This window comes from Citrobacter sp. KTE30, assembly GCF_000398825.1.
Lineage (GTDB): Bacteria > Pseudomonadota > Gammaproteobacteria > Enterobacterales > Enterobacteriaceae > Citrobacter > Citrobacter freundii.
Genome location: NZ_KB976056.1, coordinates 1 through 17,763, shown reverse-complemented (window position 1 = coordinate 17,763; position 17,763 = coordinate 1). Strand labels below are relative to the sequence as shown.

28 protein-coding genes are annotated in these 17,763 nt (G+C 50.1%); 22 read left to right on the top strand and 6 right to left on the bottom strand.

Translation table 11 applies throughout. The features are described from left to right. The first annotated feature begins 24 nt into the window (after window positions 1-24). From rpsH to arfA, 16 genes are all read left to right on the top strand, one after another. Window positions 25-417: a 30S ribosomal protein S8 gene (gene rpsH / locus WC1_RS03300; protein WP_003031127.1), complete on the top strand. Its 393-nt coding sequence runs from the start codon at window positions 25-27 to the stop codon at window positions 415-417. Window positions 418-429: 12 nt separating this feature from the next. Continuing rightward, complete coding sequence (gene rplF / locus WC1_RS03305; protein ID WP_003031129.1) at window positions 430-963, top strand: 50S ribosomal protein L6; 534 nt, start codon at window positions 430-432, stop codon at window positions 961-963. A gap of 9 nt (window positions 964-972) precedes the next feature. Beyond that, complete coding sequence (rplR, locus tag WC1_RS03310) at window positions 973-1,326, top strand: 50S ribosomal protein L18 (RefSeq protein ID WP_000358960.1); 354 nt, start codon at window positions 973-975, stop codon at window positions 1,324-1,326. A 14-nt stretch (window positions 1,327-1,340) separates the two neighbouring features. Beyond that, window positions 1,341-1,844 carry a 30S ribosomal protein S5 gene (gene rpsE, locus WC1_RS03315; protein ID WP_003031131.1) on the top strand — a complete coding sequence of 168 codons (504 nt, stop codon included), beginning with the start codon at window positions 1,341-1,343 and terminating at the stop codon, window positions 1,842-1,844. Between the two features lie 3 nt (window positions 1,845-1,847). Then, a complete protein-coding gene (gene rpmD, locus WC1_RS03320) occupies window positions 1,848-2,027 on the top strand; it encodes a 50S ribosomal protein L30 (protein ID WP_001140434.1) in 180 nt (59 codons plus the stop codon). Between the two features lie 3 nt (window positions 2,028-2,030). Beyond that, window positions 2,031-2,465 carry a 50S ribosomal protein L15 gene (gene rplO, locus WC1_RS03325; protein WP_003031132.1) on the top strand — a complete coding sequence of 145 codons (435 nt, stop codon included), beginning with the start codon at window positions 2,031-2,033 and terminating at the stop codon, window positions 2,463-2,465. A 7-nt stretch (window positions 2,466-2,472) separates the two neighbouring features. After that, window positions 2,473-3,804, top strand: a complete 1,332-nt coding sequence (gene secY / locus WC1_RS03330; protein ID WP_001118864.1) for a preprotein translocase subunit SecY — start codon at window positions 2,473-2,475, stop codon at window positions 3,802-3,804. A 30-nt stretch (window positions 3,805-3,834) separates the two neighbouring features. Next, complete coding sequence (rpmJ, locus tag WC1_RS03335; protein WP_000868187.1) at window positions 3,835-3,951, top strand: 50S ribosomal protein L36; 117 nt, start codon at window positions 3,835-3,837, stop codon at window positions 3,949-3,951. A 146-nt stretch (window positions 3,952-4,097) separates the two neighbouring features. Then, window positions 4,098-4,454, top strand: coding sequence for a 30S ribosomal protein S13 (rpsM, locus tag WC1_RS03340; RefSeq protein WP_003031135.1), 357 nt, complete (start codon window positions 4,098-4,100; stop codon window positions 4,452-4,454). Window positions 4,455-4,470: 16 nt separating this feature from the next. Beyond that, window positions 4,471-4,860, top strand: a complete 390-nt coding sequence (gene rpsK, locus WC1_RS03345; RefSeq protein WP_003031137.1) for a 30S ribosomal protein S11 — start codon at window positions 4,471-4,473, stop codon at window positions 4,858-4,860. Window positions 4,861-4,893: 33 nt separating this feature from the next. Next, window positions 4,894-5,514: a 30S ribosomal protein S4 gene (rpsD, locus tag WC1_RS03350; protein ID WP_003031138.1), complete on the top strand. Its 621-nt coding sequence runs from the start codon at window positions 4,894-4,896 to the stop codon at window positions 5,512-5,514. 25 nt (window positions 5,515-5,539) lie between these two features. Next, entirely contained in the window at window positions 5,540-6,529 is a 990-nt protein-coding gene (gene rpoA / locus WC1_RS03355; RefSeq protein ID WP_003031139.1) for a DNA-directed RNA polymerase subunit alpha, read from the top strand. Between the two features lie 40 nt (window positions 6,530-6,569). Next, the gene (gene rplQ / locus WC1_RS03360; RefSeq protein WP_001216370.1) at window positions 6,570-6,953 is read left to right on the top strand and encodes a 50S ribosomal protein L17; all 384 of its coding nucleotides are present in this window, start codon (window positions 6,570-6,572) and stop codon (window positions 6,951-6,953) included. Window positions 6,954-7,060: 107 nt separating this feature from the next. Continuing rightward, on the top strand, window positions 7,061-7,429 hold the full coding sequence (locus WC1_RS03365) for a DnaJ family domain-containing protein (protein WP_016151084.1): 369 nt from the start codon (window positions 7,061-7,063) through the stop codon (window positions 7,427-7,429). A gap of 10 nt (window positions 7,430-7,439) precedes the next feature. After that, on the top strand, window positions 7,440-7,865 hold the full coding sequence (gene zntR / locus WC1_RS03370) for a Zn(2+)-responsive transcriptional regulator (protein ID WP_003845234.1): 426 nt from the start codon (window positions 7,440-7,442) through the stop codon (window positions 7,863-7,865). Between the two features lie 57 nt (window positions 7,866-7,922). Further along, window positions 7,923-8,141: an alternative ribosome-rescue factor ArfA gene (arfA, locus tag WC1_RS03375; protein WP_003828276.1), complete on the top strand. Its 219-nt coding sequence runs from the start codon at window positions 7,923-7,925 to the stop codon at window positions 8,139-8,141. On the opposite strand, the gene mscL is transcribed toward arfA, so the two are convergent. The 5 genes from mscL to def all read right to left on the bottom strand — a co-directional run bounded on the left by mscL (window position 8,138) and on the right by def (window position 12,903). Continuing rightward, window positions 8,138-8,551: a large-conductance mechanosensitive channel protein MscL gene (mscL, locus tag WC1_RS03380; protein ID WP_003842149.1), complete on the bottom strand. Its 414-nt coding sequence runs from the start codon at window positions 8,549-8,551 to the stop codon at window positions 8,138-8,140. The two genes, arfA and mscL, sit on opposite strands and share 4 nt — an antisense overlap. A gap of 141 nt (window positions 8,552-8,692) precedes the next feature. Continuing rightward, on the bottom strand, window positions 8,693-10,069 hold the full coding sequence (gene trkA / locus WC1_RS03385; RefSeq protein WP_003031153.1) for a Trk system potassium transporter TrkA: 1,377 nt from the start codon (window positions 10,067-10,069) through the stop codon (window positions 8,693-8,695). Between the two features lie 21 nt (window positions 10,070-10,090). Then, complete coding sequence (gene rsmB, locus WC1_RS03390; protein ID WP_016151083.1) at window positions 10,091-11,380, bottom strand: 16S rRNA (cytosine(967)-C(5))-methyltransferase RsmB; 1,290 nt, start codon at window positions 11,378-11,380, stop codon at window positions 10,091-10,093. 51 nt (window positions 11,381-11,431) lie between these two features. Beyond that, complete coding sequence (gene fmt, locus WC1_RS03395) at window positions 11,432-12,379, bottom strand: methionyl-tRNA formyltransferase (RefSeq protein ID WP_003845229.1); 948 nt, start codon at window positions 12,377-12,379, stop codon at window positions 11,432-11,434. Between the two features lie 14 nt (window positions 12,380-12,393). After that, a complete protein-coding gene (gene def, locus WC1_RS03400) occupies window positions 12,394-12,903 on the bottom strand; it encodes a peptide deformylase (protein ID WP_003031159.1) in 510 nt (169 codons plus the stop codon). A 129-nt stretch (window positions 12,904-13,032) separates the two neighbouring features. On the opposite strand from def, the gene dprA reads away from it, so the two are divergent. From dprA to WC1_RS03430, 6 genes are read left to right on the top strand one after another with little or no spacing between them, the layout of a single operon-like run. After that, on the top strand, window positions 13,033-14,157 hold the full coding sequence (gene dprA / locus WC1_RS03405) for a DNA-protecting protein DprA (protein ID WP_016151082.1): 1,125 nt from the start codon (window positions 13,033-13,035) through the stop codon (window positions 14,155-14,157). After that, window positions 14,129-14,602: a DUF494 family protein Smg gene (gene smg / locus WC1_RS03410; protein WP_003031162.1), complete on the top strand. Its 474-nt coding sequence runs from the start codon at window positions 14,129-14,131 to the stop codon at window positions 14,600-14,602. Before dprA ends, smg begins: the two co-directional genes overlap by 29 nt. Before the next feature lie 26 nt (window positions 14,603-14,628). Next, a complete protein-coding gene (locus WC1_RS03415) occupies window positions 14,629-15,171 on the top strand; it encodes a DNA topoisomerase family protein (protein WP_016151081.1) in 543 nt (180 codons plus the stop codon). A 4-nt stretch (window positions 15,172-15,175) separates the two neighbouring features. After that, a complete protein-coding gene (gene tsaC, locus WC1_RS03420) occupies window positions 15,176-15,748 on the top strand; it encodes an L-threonylcarbamoyladenylate synthase type 1 TsaC (protein ID WP_016151080.1) in 573 nt (190 codons plus the stop codon). 1 nt (window position 15,749) lies between these two features. Beyond that, on the top strand, window positions 15,750-16,571 hold the full coding sequence (aroE, locus tag WC1_RS03425) for a shikimate dehydrogenase (protein WP_003842160.1): 822 nt from the start codon (window positions 15,750-15,752) through the stop codon (window positions 16,569-16,571). Further along, window positions 16,568-16,825, top strand: a complete 258-nt coding sequence (locus WC1_RS03430; RefSeq protein ID WP_003842161.1) for a DUF1488 family protein — start codon at window positions 16,568-16,570, stop codon at window positions 16,823-16,825. The genes aroE and WC1_RS03430 overlap by 4 nt, the downstream gene beginning before the upstream one ends. On the opposite strand, the gene WC1_RS03435 is transcribed toward WC1_RS03430, so the two are convergent. Then, window positions 16,801-17,355: a gamma carbonic anhydrase family protein gene (locus WC1_RS03435; protein WP_016151079.1), complete on the bottom strand. Its 555-nt coding sequence runs from the start codon at window positions 17,353-17,355 to the stop codon at window positions 16,801-16,803. The genes WC1_RS03430 and WC1_RS03435 overlap by 25 nt on opposite strands. Window positions 17,356-17,763: the final 408 nt, after the last annotated feature.

Genomic DNA, 17,763 nt, shown 5'->3' with positions numbered 1-17,763 from the left:
ATTGAATCACGGGAGTAAAGACAGATGAGCATGCAAGATCCGATCGCGGATATGCTGACCCGTATCCGTAACGGTCAGGCCGCGAATAAAGCTGCGGTCACCATGCCTTCCTCCAAGCTGAAAGTGGCAATTGCCAACGTGCTGAAGGAAGAAGGTTTTATTGAAGATTTTAAAGTTGAAGGCGACACCAAGCCGGAACTGGAACTTACTCTCAAGTATTTCCAGGGTAAAGCTGTTGTAGAAAGCATTCAGCGTGTCAGTCGCCCAGGTCTGCGCATTTATAAGCGTAAAGACGAGCTGCCGAAAGTTATGGCTGGCATGGGTATCGCAGTTGTTTCTACCTCTAAAGGTGTTATGACTGATCGTGCAGCGCGCCAGGCTGGTCTTGGTGGCGAAATTATCTGCTACGTAGCCTAATCGGAGGAAAAAATGTCTCGTGTTGCTAAAGCACCGGTCGTTATTCCTGCCGGCGTTGATGTAAAAATCAACGGTCAGGTTATTACGATCAAAGGTAAAAACGGCGAGCTGACTCGTACTCTCAACGATGCTGTTGCAGTAAATCATGCAGATAATGCACTGACCTTCGGTCCGCGTGATGGTTACGCAGATGGATGGGCTCAGGCTGGTACCGCGCGTGCCCTGCTGAATGCAATGGTTGTCGGTGTTACCGAAGGCTTCACTAAGAAGCTTCAGCTGGTTGGTGTAGGTTATCGTGCAGCGGTTAAAGGGAATGTAGTAAACCTGGCTTTAGGTTTCTCTCACCCAGTTGACCATCAGCTGCCTGCGGGAATCACTGCAGAATGTCCGTCTCAGACTGAAATCGTGCTGAAAGGCGCTGATAAACAGCTGATCGGTCAGGTTGCAGCAGATCTGCGCGCCTACCGTCGTCCTGAGCCTTATAAAGGCAAGGGTGTTCGTTACGCCGACGAAGTCGTGCGTACCAAAGAGGCTAAGAAGAAGTAAGGTAACACTATGGATAAGAAATCTGCTCGTATCCGTCGTGCGACCCGCGCACGCCGCAAGCTCCAGGAGCTGGGTGCAACTCGCCTGGTGGTACATCGTACCCCGCGTCATATTTACGCACAGGTAATTGCACCGAACGGTTCTGAAGTTCTGGTAGCTGCTTCTACTGTAGAAAAAGCTATCGCTGAACAATTGAAGTACACCGGTAACAAAGACGCTGCTGCAGCTGTAGGTAAAGCTGTTGCTGAACGCGCTCTGGAAAAAGGCATCAAAGATGTTTCTTTTGACCGTTCCGGGTTCCAATATCATGGTCGTGTCCAGGCACTGGCAGATGCTGCCCGTGAAGCTGGCCTTCAGTTCTAAGGTAGAGGTGTAAGATGGCTCACATCGAAAAACAAGCTGGCGAACTGCAGGAAAAGCTGATCGCGGTTAACCGCGTATCTAAAACCGTTAAAGGTGGTCGTATTTTCTCCTTCACAGCTCTGACTGTAGTTGGTGATGGTAACGGTCGCGTTGGTTTTGGTTACGGTAAAGCGCGTGAAGTTCCAGCAGCGATCCAGAAAGCGATGGAAAAAGCCCGTCGCAATATGATTAACGTCGCGCTGAACCACGGCACCCTGCAGCACCCGGTTAAGGGTACTCACACGGGTTCTCGTGTATTCATGCAGCCGGCTTCCGAAGGTACCGGTATCATCGCCGGTGGTGCAATGCGCGCCGTTCTGGAAGTCGCTGGAGTTCGTAACGTTCTGGCTAAAGCGTATGGTTCTACTAACCCGATTAACGTGGTTCGTGCAACTATCGATGGCCTGGAAAATATGAAATCTCCGGAAATGGTCGCTGCCAAGCGTGGTAAATCCGTTGAAGAAATTCTGGGGAAATAAACCATGGCAAAGACTATTAAAATTACTCAAACCCGCAGTGCAATCGGTCGTCTGCCGAAACACAAGGCAACGCTGCTTGGCCTGGGTCTGCGTCGTATTGGTCACACCGTAGAGCGCGAGGATACTCCTGCTGTTCGTGGTATGGTCAACGCGGTTTCCTTCATGGTTAAAGTTGAGGAGTAAGAGATGCGTTTAAATACTCTGTCTCCGGCCGAAGGCTCTAAAAAAGCGGCTCGCCGCCTGGGTCGTGGTATCGGTTCTGGCCTCGGTAAAACCGGTGGTCGTGGTCACAAAGGTCAGAAGTCTCGTTCTGGCGGTGGCGTACGTCGCGGTTTCGAGGGTGGTCAGATGCCTCTGTACCGTCGTCTGCCGAAATTCGGCTTCACTTCACGTAAAGCAGCGATTACAGCCGAAGTTCGTCTGTCTGACCTGGCTAAAGTTGAAGGCGGTGTTGTAGACCTGAACACGCTGAAAGCAGCTAACATTATCGGTATCCAGATCGAGTTCGCGAAAGTGATCCTGGCTGGTGAAGTCACTACTCCGGTAACTGTTCGTGGCCTGCGTGTTACTAAAGGCGCTCGTGCTGCTATCGAAGCTGCTGGCGGTAAAATCGAGGAATAAGTAGCAGATGGCTAAACAACCGGGATTAGATTTTCAAAGTGCCAAAGGTGGCTTAGGCGAGCTGAAACGCAGACTGCTGTTTGTAATCGGCGCGCTGATTGTGTTCCGTATTGGCTCTTTCATTCCGATCCCTGGTATTGATGCCGCTGTACTTGCCAAACTGCTTGAGCAACAGCGAGGCACCATCATTGAAATGTTTAACATGTTCTCTGGTGGTGCTCTCAGCCGTGCTTCTATCTTTGCTCTGGGGATCATGCCGTATATTTCGGCGTCGATCATTATCCAGCTGCTGACGGTGGTTCATCCAACGCTGGCAGAAATTAAGAAAGAAGGGGAGTCTGGTCGTCGTAAGATCAGCCAGTACACCCGCTACGGTACTCTGGTGCTGGCAATATTCCAGTCGATCGGTATTGCTACCGGTCTGCCGAATATGCCTGGTATGCAGGGCCTGGTGATGAACCCAGGCTTTGCATTCTATTTCACCGCTGTTGTAAGTCTGGTTACAGGGACGATGTTCCTGATGTGGTTGGGTGAACAGATTACTGAACGTGGTATCGGCAACGGTATCTCAATCATTATCTTCGCCGGTATTGTAGCGGGACTCCCGCCAGCCATTGCCCATACTATCGAGCAAGCGCGTCAAGGCGACCTGCACTTCCTCGTGTTGCTGTTGGTTGCAGTATTAGTATTCGCAGTGACGTTCTTTGTTGTATTTGTTGAGCGTGGTCAACGCCGCATTGTGGTAAACTACGCGAAACGTCAGCAAGGTCGTCGTGTCTATGCTGCACAGAGCACACATTTACCGCTGAAAGTGAATATGGCGGGGGTAATCCCGGCAATCTTCGCTTCCAGTATTATTCTGTTCCCGGCGACCATCGCGTCATGGTTCGGGGGCGGGACTGGTTGGAACTGGCTGACAACAATTTCGCTGTATTTGCAGCCTGGGCAACCGCTTTATGTGTTACTCTATGCGTCTGCAATCATATTCTTCTGTTTCTTCTACACGGCGTTGGTTTTCAACCCGCGTGAAACAGCAGATAACCTGAAGAAGTCCGGTGCATTTGTACCAGGAATTCGTCCGGGAGAGCAAACGGCGAAGTATATCGATAAAGTAATGACCCGCCTGACTTTGGTTGGTGCGCTCTACATTACCTTTATCTGCCTGATCCCGGAGTTCATGCGTGATGCAATGAAAGTACCGTTCTACTTCGGTGGGACCTCACTGCTTATCGTTGTTGTCGTGATTATGGACTTTATGGCTCAAGTGCAAACTCTGATGATGTCAAGTCAGTACGAGTCTGCATTGAAGAAGGCGAATCTGAAAGGCTACGGCCGTTAACAGTCGCCCGAGAAGTTACGGAGAGTAAAAATGAAAGTTCGTGCTTCCGTCAAGAAATTATGCCGTAACTGCAAAATCGTTAAGCGTGATGGTGTCATCCGTGTGATTTGCAGTGCCGAGCCGAAGCATAAACAGCGCCAAGGCTGATTTATTCGCATATTTTTCTTGCAAAGTTGGGTTGAGCTGGCTAGATTAGCCAGCCAATCTTTTGTATGTCTGTGCGTTTCCATTTGAGTATCCTGAAAACGGGCTTTTCAGCATGGTGCGTACATATTAAATAGTAGGAGTGCATAGTGGCCCGTATAGCAGGCATTAACATTCCTGATCAGAAACATGCTGTGATCGCATTAACTTCGATCTACGGCGTCGGCAAGACCCGTTCTAAAGCCATTCTGGCTGCCGCGGGTATCGCTGAAGATGTTAAGATCAGTGAGCTGTCTGAAGAACAAATCGACACGCTGCGTGACGAAGTTGCCAAATTTGTCGTTGAAGGTGATCTGCGCCGTGAAGTTAGCATGAGCATCAAGCGCCTTATGGACCTTGGTTGCTATCGCGGTTTGCGTCATCGTCGTGGTCTCCCGGTTCGCGGTCAGCGTACCAAGACCAACGCACGTACCCGTAAGGGTCCGCGCAAACCGATCAAGAAATAATCGGGGTGATTGAATAATGGCAAAGGCACCAATTCGTGCACGTAAACGTGTAAGAAAACAAGTCTCTGACGGCGTGGCTCATATCCATGCTTCTTTTAACAACACCATCGTTACCATTACTGATCGTCAGGGTAACGCACTGGGTTGGGCAACAGCCGGTGGTTCCGGTTTCCGTGGTTCTCGCAAATCCACTCCGTTTGCAGCTCAGGTTGCAGCAGAGCGTTGCGCTGAAGCCGTAAAAGAATACGGTATCAAGAATCTGGAAGTTATGGTCAAAGGACCGGGTCCAGGTCGCGAATCTACTGTTCGTGCTCTGAACGCCGCTGGTTTCCGCATCACTAATATTACTGATGTGACTCCGATCCCTCATAACGGTTGTCGTCCGCCGAAAAAACGTCGCGTATAACGCTGTCGTTTCTAGGATTGTTGGAGAAAGAAAATGGCAAGATATTTGGGTCCTAAGCTCAAGCTGAGCCGTCGTGAGGGCACTGACTTATTCCTTAAGTCTGGCGTTCGCGCGATCGATACCAAGTGTAAAATTGAACAAGCTCCTGGCCAGCACGGTGCGCGTAAACCGCGTCTGTCTGACTATGGTGTGCAGTTGCGTGAAAAGCAAAAAGTTCGCCGTATCTACGGTGTGCTGGAGCGTCAGTTCCGTAACTACTACAAAGAAGCAGCACGTCTGAAAGGCAACACCGGTGAAAACCTGTTGGGTCTGCTGGAAGGTCGTCTGGACAACGTTGTATACCGTATGGGCTTCGGTGCCACTCGTGCAGAAGCACGTCAGCTGGTCAGCCATAAAGCAATTATGGTAAACGGTCGTGTTGTTAACATCGCTTCTTATCAGGTTAGTCCGAATGACGTTGTTAGCATTCGTGAGAAAGCGAAGAAGCAGTCTCGCGTGAAAGCCGCTCTGGAGCTGGCTGAGCAGCGTGAAAAGCCAACCTGGCTGGAAGTTGATGCTGGCAAGATGGAAGGTACGTTCAAGCGTAAGCCGGAGCGTTCTGATCTGTCTGCGGACATTAACGAACACCTGATCGTCGAGCTTTACTCCAAGTAAAGCTTAGTACCAAAGAGAGGACACAATGCAGGGTTCTGTGACAGAGTTTCTAAAACCGCGCCTGGTAGATATCGAGCAAGTGAGTTCGACGCACGCCAAGGTGACCCTTGAGCCTTTAGAGCGTGGCTTTGGCCATACTTTGGGTAACGCACTGCGCCGTATTCTGCTCTCATCGATGCCGGGTTGCGCGGTGACCGAGGTTGAGATTGATGGTGTACTACATGAGTACAGCACCAAAGAAGGCGTTCAGGAAGATATCCTGGAAATCCTGCTCAACCTGAAAGGGCTGGCGGTGAGAGTTCAGGGTAAAGATGATGTTATTCTTACCTTGAATAAATCTGGCATTGGCCCTGTGACTGCAGCCGACATTACCCATGATGGTGATGTCGAAATCGTCAAGCCACAGCACGTGATCTGCCACCTGACCGATGAGAATGCATCTATTAGCATGCGTATCAAAGTTCAGCGCGGTCGTGGTTATGTGCCGGCTTCTACCCGAATTCATTCGGAAGAAGATGAGCGCCCAATCGGCCGTCTGCTGGTCGACGCATGCTACAGCCCTGTAGAGCGTATTGCCTACAATGTTGAAGCAGCGCGTGTAGAACAGCGTACCGACCTGGACAAGCTGGTCATCGAAATGGAAACCAACGGCACAATCGATCCTGAAGAGGCGATTCGTCGTGCGGCTACCATTCTGGCTGAACAACTGGAAGCTTTCGTTGATTTACGTGATGTACGTCAGCCGGAAGTTAAAGAAGAGAAACCAGAATTCGATCCGATCCTGCTGCGCCCTGTTGACGATCTGGAATTGACTGTCCGCTCTGCTAACTGCCTCAAAGCAGAAGCTATCCACTATATCGGTGATCTGGTACAGCGTACTGAGGTTGAGCTTCTTAAGACGCCTAACCTTGGTAAAAAATCTCTTACCGAGATTAAAGACGTGCTGGCTTCCCGTGGACTGTCTCTGGGCATGCGCCTGGAAAACTGGCCACCGGCAAGCATCGCTGACGAGTAACCGGATCACAGGTTAAGGTTTTACTGAGAAGGATAAGGTCATGCGCCATCGTAAGAGTGGTCGTCAACTGAACCGCAACAGCAGCCATCGCCAGGCTATGTTCCGCAATATGGCAGGTTCACTGGTTCGTCATGAAATCATCAAGACGACTCTGCCGAAAGCGAAAGAGCTGCGTCGCGTAGTTGAGCCGCTGATTACTCTTGCCAAGACTGATAGCGTAGCTAATCGTCGTCTGGCATTCGCCCGTACTCGTGATAACGAGATCGTGGCAAAACTGTTTAACGAACTGGGCCCGCGTTTCGCGAGCCGCGCCGGTGGTTACACTCGCATTCTGAAGTGTGGTTTCCGTGCAGGCGACAACGCGCCGATGGCATACATCGAGCTGGTTGATCGTTCAGAGAAAACAGAAGCTGCTGCAGAGTAATCTGTAGTAACGTAAAAAAACCCGCCTCGGCGGGTTTTTTTATATCCGTCATATCCCCACTTATCTACAATATCTGTACTCTTTTTGTTCATCCCCTGGAGTGTTGTATGTGGTTACTGGACCAGTGGGCAGAGCGCCATATTATTGATGCACAATCTAAAGGTGAGTTTGATGATTTACCGGGAACGGGTGAACCGCTGACTCTTGACGATGACTCCCATGTCCCGACTGAACTCCGAGCTGGATACCGTTTATTAAAAAATGCAGGTTGCCTTCCTCCTGAGCTCGAGCAACGCAGAGAAGCAATACAGCTGCTTGAAATACTCGCGGGGATCCGCAAAGATGATCCAAGTTATCCGGAGGTGAGCCGAAGACTGTCGCTGCTGGAACTTAAACTTCGGCAGGCTGGACTCAGTACCGAGTTTTTGCGCGGTGACTACGCAGATAAGCTGCTAAAAAAGATCAACGATGAATAGCGGAGAGAGCATGTACCGAATTGGTGAAATAGCGAAACTGGCTGACGTGACGCCAGATACTATCCGCTACTATGAAAAGCAGCAGATGATGGAGCATGAAGTGCGTACTGAAGGCGGATTTCGCCTCTATACAGAAAGCGATCTTCAGCGCCTGAAGTTTATTCGTTATGCCCGCCAGCTTGGTTTCACTCTGGAGTCGATCCGCGAATTGCTTTCGATCCGTGTTGATCCCGAACACCATACCTGTCAGGAATCAAAAGGGATCGTCCAGGAAAGACTGCAAGAAGTCGAAGCACGTATTGCCGAACTTCAGACGATGCAGCGGTCTCTGCAGCGATTGAATGATGCATGCTGCGGCAAGTCACACAGCAGCGTGTACTGCTCTATTCTTGAAGCTCTTGAGCAAGGCGCCAGTGGAACAACATCAGGCTGTTGATTTCTTGAACTGCCGGGTCTACACTCGCGGCGTAAGTTACTACAAACTGGAGATATTATGAGTCGTTATCAGCACACCAAAGGGCAGATAAAGGACAACGCCATTGAGGCGCTCCTGCATGACCCACTGTTCAGACAGCGCGTTGAGAAAAATAAGAAAGGGAAAGGAAGTTATCTACGTAAAGGCAAACATGGCAATCGGGGTAACTGGGAGGCCAGTGGCAAGAAAGTAATTAACTTTTTTACCACTGGCCTTCTTGTTTCAGTGAGTGCTTAAGAGCGGTTATTCTGTTCTTTCAGCAGGTCACGAATTTCACTCAGTAATACTTCTTCTTTCGATGGCGCTGGCGGTGCTGCCGGCTCCTCCGCTTTTTTACGGTTCAGTTTGTTGATCAGTTTGATTGCCATAAAGATAGCAAACGCAACAATAACGAAATCGAAGACATTCTGAATAAATACACCGTAATGCATGACCACGGCAGGGATGTCTCCCTGTGCATCACGTAGTGTTAAAGCAAACTGTTTAAAATCAATTCCACCAATTAACAACCCCAGTGGCGGCATGATGATATCGGCAACCAGTGATGAAACAATCTTACCGAATGCCGCACCAATAATGACACCCACTGCCAAATCGACAACATTCCCGCGCATCGCGAATTCGCGAAACTCTTTAATAATGCTCATTTTATTCTCCCTATGCAGCTGACGTTTATAAGTTTAACAAATGTTTAGGCAATTTCCATTTATGTATTGCCGAAAGGAAAATTTATTAGACCATGAAATATAAAGGGAAATAAAAAGGGCGCTGTATTAGCACCCTTTTTATTACAGGAAGAAAGGACTTGGCTGGAATAGTCGCTCGACGTCGGTAATAAACTTTTTATCTGTCAGGAACATAATTACGTGATCGCCCTGCTCAATGCGCAGGTTATCGTTGGCAATCATCACATCGTTACCACGCACAACGGCGCCAATAATGGTTCCAGGGGGAAGCTTAATTTCATCAATTGAACGTCCCACCACCCGAGATGTTGTTTCATCCCCGTGTGCGACGGCTTCAATGGCTTCCGCGACGCCACGGCGTAGTGAAGAAACGCCGACAATGTCAGCTTTACGTACGTGACTGAGCAACGCGGAGATGGTCGCCTGCTGCGGTGAAATAGCAATATCGATCACGCTACCTTGCACCAGATCGACGTATGCTCTGCGTTGGATTAACACCATCACTTTCTTGGCACCCATCCGTTTGGCAAGCATCGCCGACATGATATTCGCTTCATCATCGTTGGTCACTGCGATGAACAGATCTACCTGATCGATATGTTCTTCGGCCAGTAACTCTTGATCCGAAGCATCACCAAAAAAGACGATCGTATTTTGCAGTTTCTCTGCAAGTTCGGATGCTCGCTGTTGATTACGTTCGATCAGTTTGACGCTGTAATCTTTTTCCAGTCGACGAGCTAGACCCGCTCCGATATTACCGCCGCCTACTAACATAATGCGTTTGTACGGTTTTTCCAGACGTTGCAGTTCACTCATTACGGCGCGAATATGCTGTGATGCCGCAATAAAGAAGACTTCATCACCCGCTTCAACGATCGTAGAACCTTGTGGACGGATTGGTCGATCATGACGGAAAATCGCCGCAACACGGGTATCGATGTGCGGCATATGTTCACGCATTGTTGACAGCGCATTACCGATAAGCGGCCCGCCGTAATAGGCTTTTACTACTGCCAGACTGACTTTACCTTCGGCAAAATTCACCACCTGCAATGCACCCGGATATTCAATCAGTCGATAAATGCTATCGATAACCAGTTGCTCCGGTGCAATCAGGTGATCGATAGGTACCGCATCGGATTGGAATAGCTTGTCCGCATCACGAACATAATCCGGTGAACGAATACGGGCGATGCGATTAGGCGTATTAAACAGTGAATAAGCTACCTGGCAGGCAACCATATTTGTTTCATCTGAGCTGGTTACGGCAACCAGCATATCGGCATCGTCGGCCCCAGCTTCACGCAGTACGCGAGGATGTGAACCGTGCCCTTGCACGACGCGGAGATCAAACTTGTCCTGCAGGCTGCGCAGGCGTTCACCATTGGTATCGACTACCGTGATATCGTTGTTCTCTCCGACCAGGTTTTCAGCCAGCGTACCGCCAACTTGCCCTGCGCCCAGAATGATAATTTTCATCAGTCGCGACCCGTTATCCCATCACTTTTTGATTAGCTTAGCGTAAAAGAAGCCATCGCCATCTTCCGCACCCGGTAAATTCTGACGTCCGGGTTTTTCCGGCGTACCGGTTTCGCTTAATACCGCATCCGGCGTGCGTGCCAGGAAGGCGGTAATTTGCTGCTGGTTTTCTTCTGGCAGGATAGAGCACGTTGCATAAACCAGCGTGCCGCCAGGTTTAAGATGTAACCAGGTTGCATTCAGGATCTCGGCCTGCAGCTGCGCAAGTTCGGCAATATCCCGGTCGCGACGCAGCCATTTGATGTCTGGATGGCGACGAATAACGCCGGTGGCAGAACACGGAGCATCCAGCAAAATACGGTCAAACTGTTGTTCGCCACACCATTGTTGTGGATATCGACCATCACCCTGTTTTACGGTTGCCTTCATGCCCAGACGTTTCAGATTGTCGTAAACGCGCGATAAGCGTTTTTCATCCACATCGACGGCCATGACGTTAGCTTGCGGAGCAACTTCCAGAATGTGCGTCGTTTTACCCCCCGGCGCGCAGCATAGGTCGAGAATCTGCTCGCCATCTTTCGGCAGTAGATATTTAACGCACCCCTGAGCAGAAGCATCCTGAACGGTGACCCAACCTTCGTCAAAACCAGGGAGGGCGTGAACTGGAGCCGGTGTTTCCAGACGCACTGCATCCGGGTAGTCTGGATGCGGGAAACCGGTTAATCCCGCTGCGGTAAGCAGGTCTATCCAGGCGTCGCGAGTATGGTGATTACGATTGACGCGTAGCCACATCGGCGGCCGCTGGTTATTGGCTTCAAGAATAGCTTCCCACTGCTGCGGATACGCACTCTTAATACGTTTCACCAGCCAGGAGGGGTGTAAGAAGCGCAAATCGCTTTGCGCAAACTCGGCCAGCAGTTCATCCTGACGGCGTTGAAACTGGCGCAACACGCCGTTGATCAGCCCTTTCAGTTGCGGACGCTTAATGGCAACCGCACCTTCTACTGTCTCAGCCAGCGCGGCGTGTGCTGGAATACGGGTATGCAGAAGTTGGTAGAAGCCCACCATGATCAGGTAGTGAACGGTGCGTTGTTTGCCCGTCATTGGACGTTCCATGAGTTGCTGGATCATCCATTCCAGTTGAGAGAGTGTACGCAATACGCCGAAGCAAAGTTCCTGCAACAGCGCTTTGTCTTTATCAGCAACTTTTTGCTGCATGGCGGGCAGCACGTTGCTTAATGACTGTCCTTTTTCGACAACCTGTTCGACGGCTTGGGCCGCCATACTGCGTAAATTAAGATGTTTTTTCATAAGCGCAAAAATAAAAATGCCCGGAAACACCGGGCTTAAAGAGATGAACCGTCAGACCAGACGGTTACCGGGTACAAACCATTCCCGGCGTGAATTAAGCAGATCCTGCGCGCTCATGGCTTTTTTACCGGCAGGCTGCAAAGAGACGAGATTCAGGATGCCGTCGCCCGTTGCGACCTGAATACCCTGCTTTGTTGCCTCCAGAATGGTGCCTGGCGCAGCCTGGGTGTTTTCCGCAATAACCGAAGCTTGCCAGACTTTCACTGGTTGACCGTCGATTTCAAGCCAGCTCATTGGCCATGGGTTAAAGGCGCGGATGCAGCGTTCCAATTGAACAGCTGAAAGCGACCAGTCGATACGGGCCTCTTCTTTGCTGAGTTTTTCTGCATGCGTAACCAGTGATTCATCTTGTACCACCGGGTTTATTGTGCCGGCAGCCAGCTGTTTTAGCGTTTCAATCAGCCCCTGCGGCCCCAAATCTGCCAGCTTATCGTATAACGAACCGCTGGTATCTTCTGCCGTAATCGGGCAAGACAGCTTAAGCAGCATATCTCCGGTGTCGAGGCCAACATCCATCTGCATGATGGTTACACCTGTTTCGGTGTCACCTGCCCACAGTGAGCGCTGGATCGGTGCTGCACCACGCCAGCGTGGAAGCAGGGAGCCGTGAACGTTGATACAACCCAGACGCGGCATTTCCAGTACGGCTTTTGGCAGAATCAGGCCATATGCCACCACCACCATCACGTCTGCGCGTAAATCAGCAACCAGCTGCTGGTTTTCCTGAGGGCGAAGAGAGACAGGTTGGAAAACCGGAATCCCTTTTTCTTCCGCCAGCACTTTGACCGGGCTGGGCATCAGCTTTTTACCGCGTCCCGCCGGGCGGTCCGGTTGGGTAAACACGCCAACGACGTTGTGTCCAGAAGACAACAGCGCGTCGAGATGACGCGCTGCAAAGTCAGGTGTACCCGCAAAAATAATACGTAGTGAGTCTGACACGTTGATTCTTGTCCTTAAGCTCGGGCGTTCAGGCGGTCGAGTTTTTCAACTTTCTGACGAATACGTTGTTGCTTCAACGGAGACAGATAATCGATAAACAGTTTACCGACCAGGTGATCCATTTCATGTTGAATGCAGATAGCCAGTAGGCCATCGGCTTCCAGTTCAAAAGATTTGCCGTTGCGATCGAGCGCACGAATTTTTACTTTCTCTGCGCGTGGTACTAACGCACGCTGTTCAGGAATCGACAGACAGCCTTCTTCAATGCCGGTTTCGCCGTCTTTTTCCAGCAGCTCTGGGTTAATGAGTACCAACTGCTCGTCGCGGTTTTCAGAGACATCAATAACGATGATGCGCTGATGAATATCGACCTGTGTTGCTGCCAGGCCGATACCTTCTTCGGCATACATCGTTTCGAACATATCATCAACGATGCGCTGAATTTCTGCATTCACTTCTTCGACCGGTTTTGCGACTTTGCGAAGGCGCTCGTCCGGAATATGTAACACTTGCAAAACTGACATAGTTATCCAGAGTTGTGTTCAGGAGTTGAAAAGATTATTACCTCTATTCTAGACAAAACCCCCTCTGATTGACAGCATCAGTGACCAATCGCAAAGATTGCCAGGACTGCTTGTGGCAGGGGGACAAGGATGACCCAAATCGAAATTTGGCTACGTTTAGCGCAAGTGAATGAACTGTATGGTGATGAGATGGTGCGCATTGCCCACTGGCTCAATACTCAACCGTCGATTAGCAACGCGGTACTCCTGCAGGCAGGATTCTCTCCCCGCCAGGCAAGGCGCTTTTTAACCTTTTCGGATCTGACGCTGGAAAAAACGTTGCGTTGGCTTGAACAGCCTAACCACCATTTTGTGGTTGCCGACAGCGAGCATTACCCGCCACAGCTCCGTGCGATTGAGGATTATCCTGGGGTGCTTTTTGTCGCAGGAAATCCCGCATGTCTTCGCTCGTTCCAGGTGGCCGTTGTCGGCAGCAGACAGCACTCCTGGTATGGCGAACGCTGGGGGCGATTGTTTTGTGAAAAGCTTGCAGCATGTGGTGTGACGATCACCAGCGGTCTGGCCCGAGGAATTGATGGCGTGGCACACAGTGCTGCGATAAACCGACAAGGCACAAGTATTGCGGTGCTGGGAAATGGACTTGAGACCATTCACCCACGACAGCATATCCGTCTTGCTCAGCGACTGATTGAGGCAGGTGGTGCACTGGTGTCTGAGTTCCCATTAGATACGCTCCCTTTGCCACGCAATTTTCCCCGACGAAATCGCATTATCAGTGGTCTAAGTAAAGGTGTACTGGTCGTCGAAGCTGCACAGCGTAGCGGGTCACTGGTTACTGCTCGCTGTGCACTGGAACAAGGGCGGGAGGTGTTTGCTTTACCAGGGCCGATTGGGAGCCCGGGAAGTGAAGGCCCGCATTGGCTAATTCAGCAGGGAGCCATGCTTGTGACGACACCAGAGGAAATTATTGAAAATTTGCAATATGGGCTGCAATGGTTGCCAGATGAACCTGAAAAATCAATTTATTCGCCAGATCACGAAGAGGTGGCATTGCCATTTCCGGAGCTCCTGGCTAACGTAGGAGATGAGGTAACACCTGTTGACGTCGTCGCTGAACGTGCCGGCCAACCTGTGCCAGAGGTAGTGGCTCAACTGCTCGAACTGGAGTTAGCAGGGTGGATCGCAGCTGTACCCGGCGGCTATGTCCGATTGAGGAGGGCATGCCATGTTCGACGTACTAATGTATTTGTTTGAGACATATATCCATAACGAAGCTGAGCTGCGTGTGGATCAGGACAAACTGGAACGGGATCTTACCGACGCTGGTTTTGATCGTGAAGACATTTACAACGCGTTACTTTGGCTGGAAAAGCTTGCTGACTATCAGGATGGCCTTGCTGAACCTATGCAACTGGCATCTGACCCTCTTTCTATACGTATTTATACTGCGGAAGAGTGCGATCGACTGGATGCAAGCTGTAGAGGATTCCTGCTATTCCTGGAGCAGATTCAGGTGCTAAACCTCGAAACGCGAGAAATGGTCATTGAGCGTGTACTCGCGCTGGATACGGCAGAGTTCGATCTGGAAGACCTGAAGTGGGTAATCCTGATGGTGCTATTCAACATTCCAGGTTGTGAAAATGCCTATCAGCAAATGGAAGAATTACTCTTTGAAGTGAATGAAGGTATGCTGCATTAATCAATCTTCATTCAGTATGAGTTGTTATGGCTAAATCAGCACTGTTCACGGTGCGTAAAAATGAGCCCTGCCTACAATGCGGGGCTGAATTGGTTATTCGTTCCGGGAAACACGGTCCGTTTCTCGGTTGTTCACACTATCCAGAATGCGATTACATCCGTCCGCTGAAATCTTCCGCGGACGGACATATTGTCAAAGTTCTGGAGGGTAAGCTTTGTCCTGCATGTGGCGCTGAGCTGGTGCTGAGACAGGGACGATTCGGTATGTTCATTGGATGCAGTGACTATCCTGCGTGCGAGCACACCGAGCTCATCGACAAGCCTGATGAAACAGCAATAGTCTGTCCTCAATGCCAGACTGGTCATCTTGTCCAGCGGCGTTCCCGTTATGGCAAAACCTTCTACTCCTGCGATCGCTATCCGGAGTGCCAGTTTGTCATTAACTTCAAACCGTTATCCGGAGAATGTCCTGAGTGTCATTATCCGCTTCTCATCGAAAAGAAAACCGCACAGGGTGTGAAGCATTTCTGTGCCAGTAAACAATGTGGAAAGCCGATTTCGGCGGAATAAAAAAGTGAATAATAACCTGCCCACAGACGCTATCGCTGCGGCGATAGCGGTTCTGAAACAAGAAAAAGTCATCGCCTATCCAACTGAAGCTGTTTTCGGTGTCGGTTGCGATCCCGACAGCGAAACGGCTGTTACCCGTCTGTTAGAGTTAAAACAACGCCCAGTCGATAAAGGTTTAATTTTGATTGCGGCAAGCTTTGACCAGCTTAAACCCTATATCGACGATAGCATGCTCACCGAGGCCCAACGTGAGGCTGTGTTCGCCCGCTGGCCTGGGCCTGTTACTTTCGTTTTCCCGGCGCCCGCGACTACGCCTCGTTGGTTGACCGGTCGTTTTGACTCGCTGGCCGTGCGTGTCACCGATCATCCGCTGGTGGTTGCATTGTGCCAGGCTTATGGCAAACCATTAGTCTCTACCAGTGCTAATCTGAGTGGCTTACCGCCTTGCAGAACGGTTGAGGAAGTCCTTGCGCAGTTTGGTACAGACTTTCCTGTGGTTGAGGGGGAGACCGGAGGCCGTTTGAATCCTTCGGAGATCCGTGATGCTCTGACGGGTGAACAGTTTCGACAGGGGTAATATGAAAGAAGCCTATGCTGTTTTTGGTAATCCGATAGCGCACAGTAAATCGCCCTTTATTCATCAGCAATTTGCAGAGCAGTTGAAGATTGATCATTCCTATGGGCGTGTACTGGCGCCCATCAATGATTTTGTGAATACGCTGAACGCTTTTTTTGCTGAGGGCGGGAAGGGGGCAAATGTCACTGTGCCTTTTAAAGAAGAGGCGTTTGCACGTGCTGATGAACTAACGGAGCGGGCATCGCTTGCTGGAGCGGTCAACACCCTTAAACGGCTGGAGGATGGGCGTTTACTGGGAGACAACACGGATGGTATCGGCTTATTAAGCGATCTTGAGCGTTTATCTTTCATTCATCCCGGATCGCGAGTTCTGCTGATTGGTGCGGGTGGTGCATCCCGTGGAGTTTTATTACCTCTTCTTTCTATGGATTGTGCGGTGACTATTGTTAACCGTACCGCTTCGCGCGCTGAAGAACTGGCACAAATCTTCTCCCACACCGGCAGCGTGCAGGCGGTGGGAATGGACGATCTTGAAAATTGCAGTTTTGATTTGATCATCAATGCCACATCCAGCGGAATGAGCGGTGAGATACCAGCTATTCCAGCATCTCTTATCCACCCTTCGGTCTATTGTTATGACATGTTTTATCAGAAAGGGAACACACCGTTTCTTTCCTGGTGTGTTTCGCATGGGGCGAAACATTATGCCGATGGCCTGGGGATGCTGGTGGGGCAGGCTGCGCATGCAGTTTTACTTTGGCATGGCGTTTTGCCACAGGTGGAGCCTGTCATAAAAAGCATGCAACAGGAATTGTCGGCATGAATCAGGCGATCCAGTTTCCCGAACGGGAAGAATGGTGCACGGATGTTAACGCCGTTGTGTTTCCAGCGATGGTTCATGGTATGCAGTTAACATGTGCCATATCTGGAGAGATTATGGCGTCCCGCTTTGGCGGCGACACGCCTGAGCAGTGGTTGGAAATATTTCAACAGCATCGCTGGGATCTGGAAGAAGAAGCTGAAGCATTGATCCAGGCCCAGCAGGAAGATGCTCAAGGTTGGGTGTGGTTACTCTGACTTAAATACTCGTCTTTCCACTTAACATAGTTGTTAGCTGAATATTGTAAGCCTGCTTTCTCTTCATCGCTTAATGGACGGATTTGCTTAACCGGGCTTCCCAGGTACAGATATCCGCTTTCCAGGCGCTTGTTTTGTGGAACCAGGCTACCAGCCCCAATCATAACGTCGTCTTCTACGACTACGCCATCCAGCAGAATCGATCCCATGCCGACTAATACACGGTTGCCAATGATACAGCCGTGTAGCATGACTTTATGACCAACCGTAACGTCCTCACCCACGATCAGTGGATTACCCTGCGGATTAGACGTGGATTTATGCGTGACATGGAGAACGCTGCCGTCCTGGATGTTTGTACGGGCACCAATTTGTACATAGTTAACGTCGCCACGAATGGCAACCAGTGGCCAAATTCCGACATCATCAGCTAAACGAGCATCACCAATGACGACACTACTGGCGTCGATCATCACGCGATTTCCGATCTGTGGGAAAAGATCCTTATAAGGACGCAATACATCAGACATGTTTACCTCAACGAAAATAGAGCAGTAATGAAGACTTTGGTTGGATTATTGAGACTGTGCAAGTGGTTTAGCTATCAAAAATCAGTCAAATTGCGCAGGAATGTAGCGAAAGGAGTGAAAAACAAGCATTCAGAAAAAAAGATCCAAAAAATACTTGTGCTAAAAAATGGGATCCCTATAATGCGCCTCCATCGACACGGCGGATGTGAATCACTTCACGCAAACAGCCGGTTCGGTTGAAGAGAAAAACCTGAAAATGAGGGTTGACTCTGAAAGAGGAAAGCGTAATATACGCCACCTCGCGACAGAGCGCTAAAGCGCGTCGCAACTGCTCTTTAACAATTTATCAGACAATCTGTGTGGGCACTCGAAGATACGGATTCTTAACGTCGCAAGACGAAAAATGAA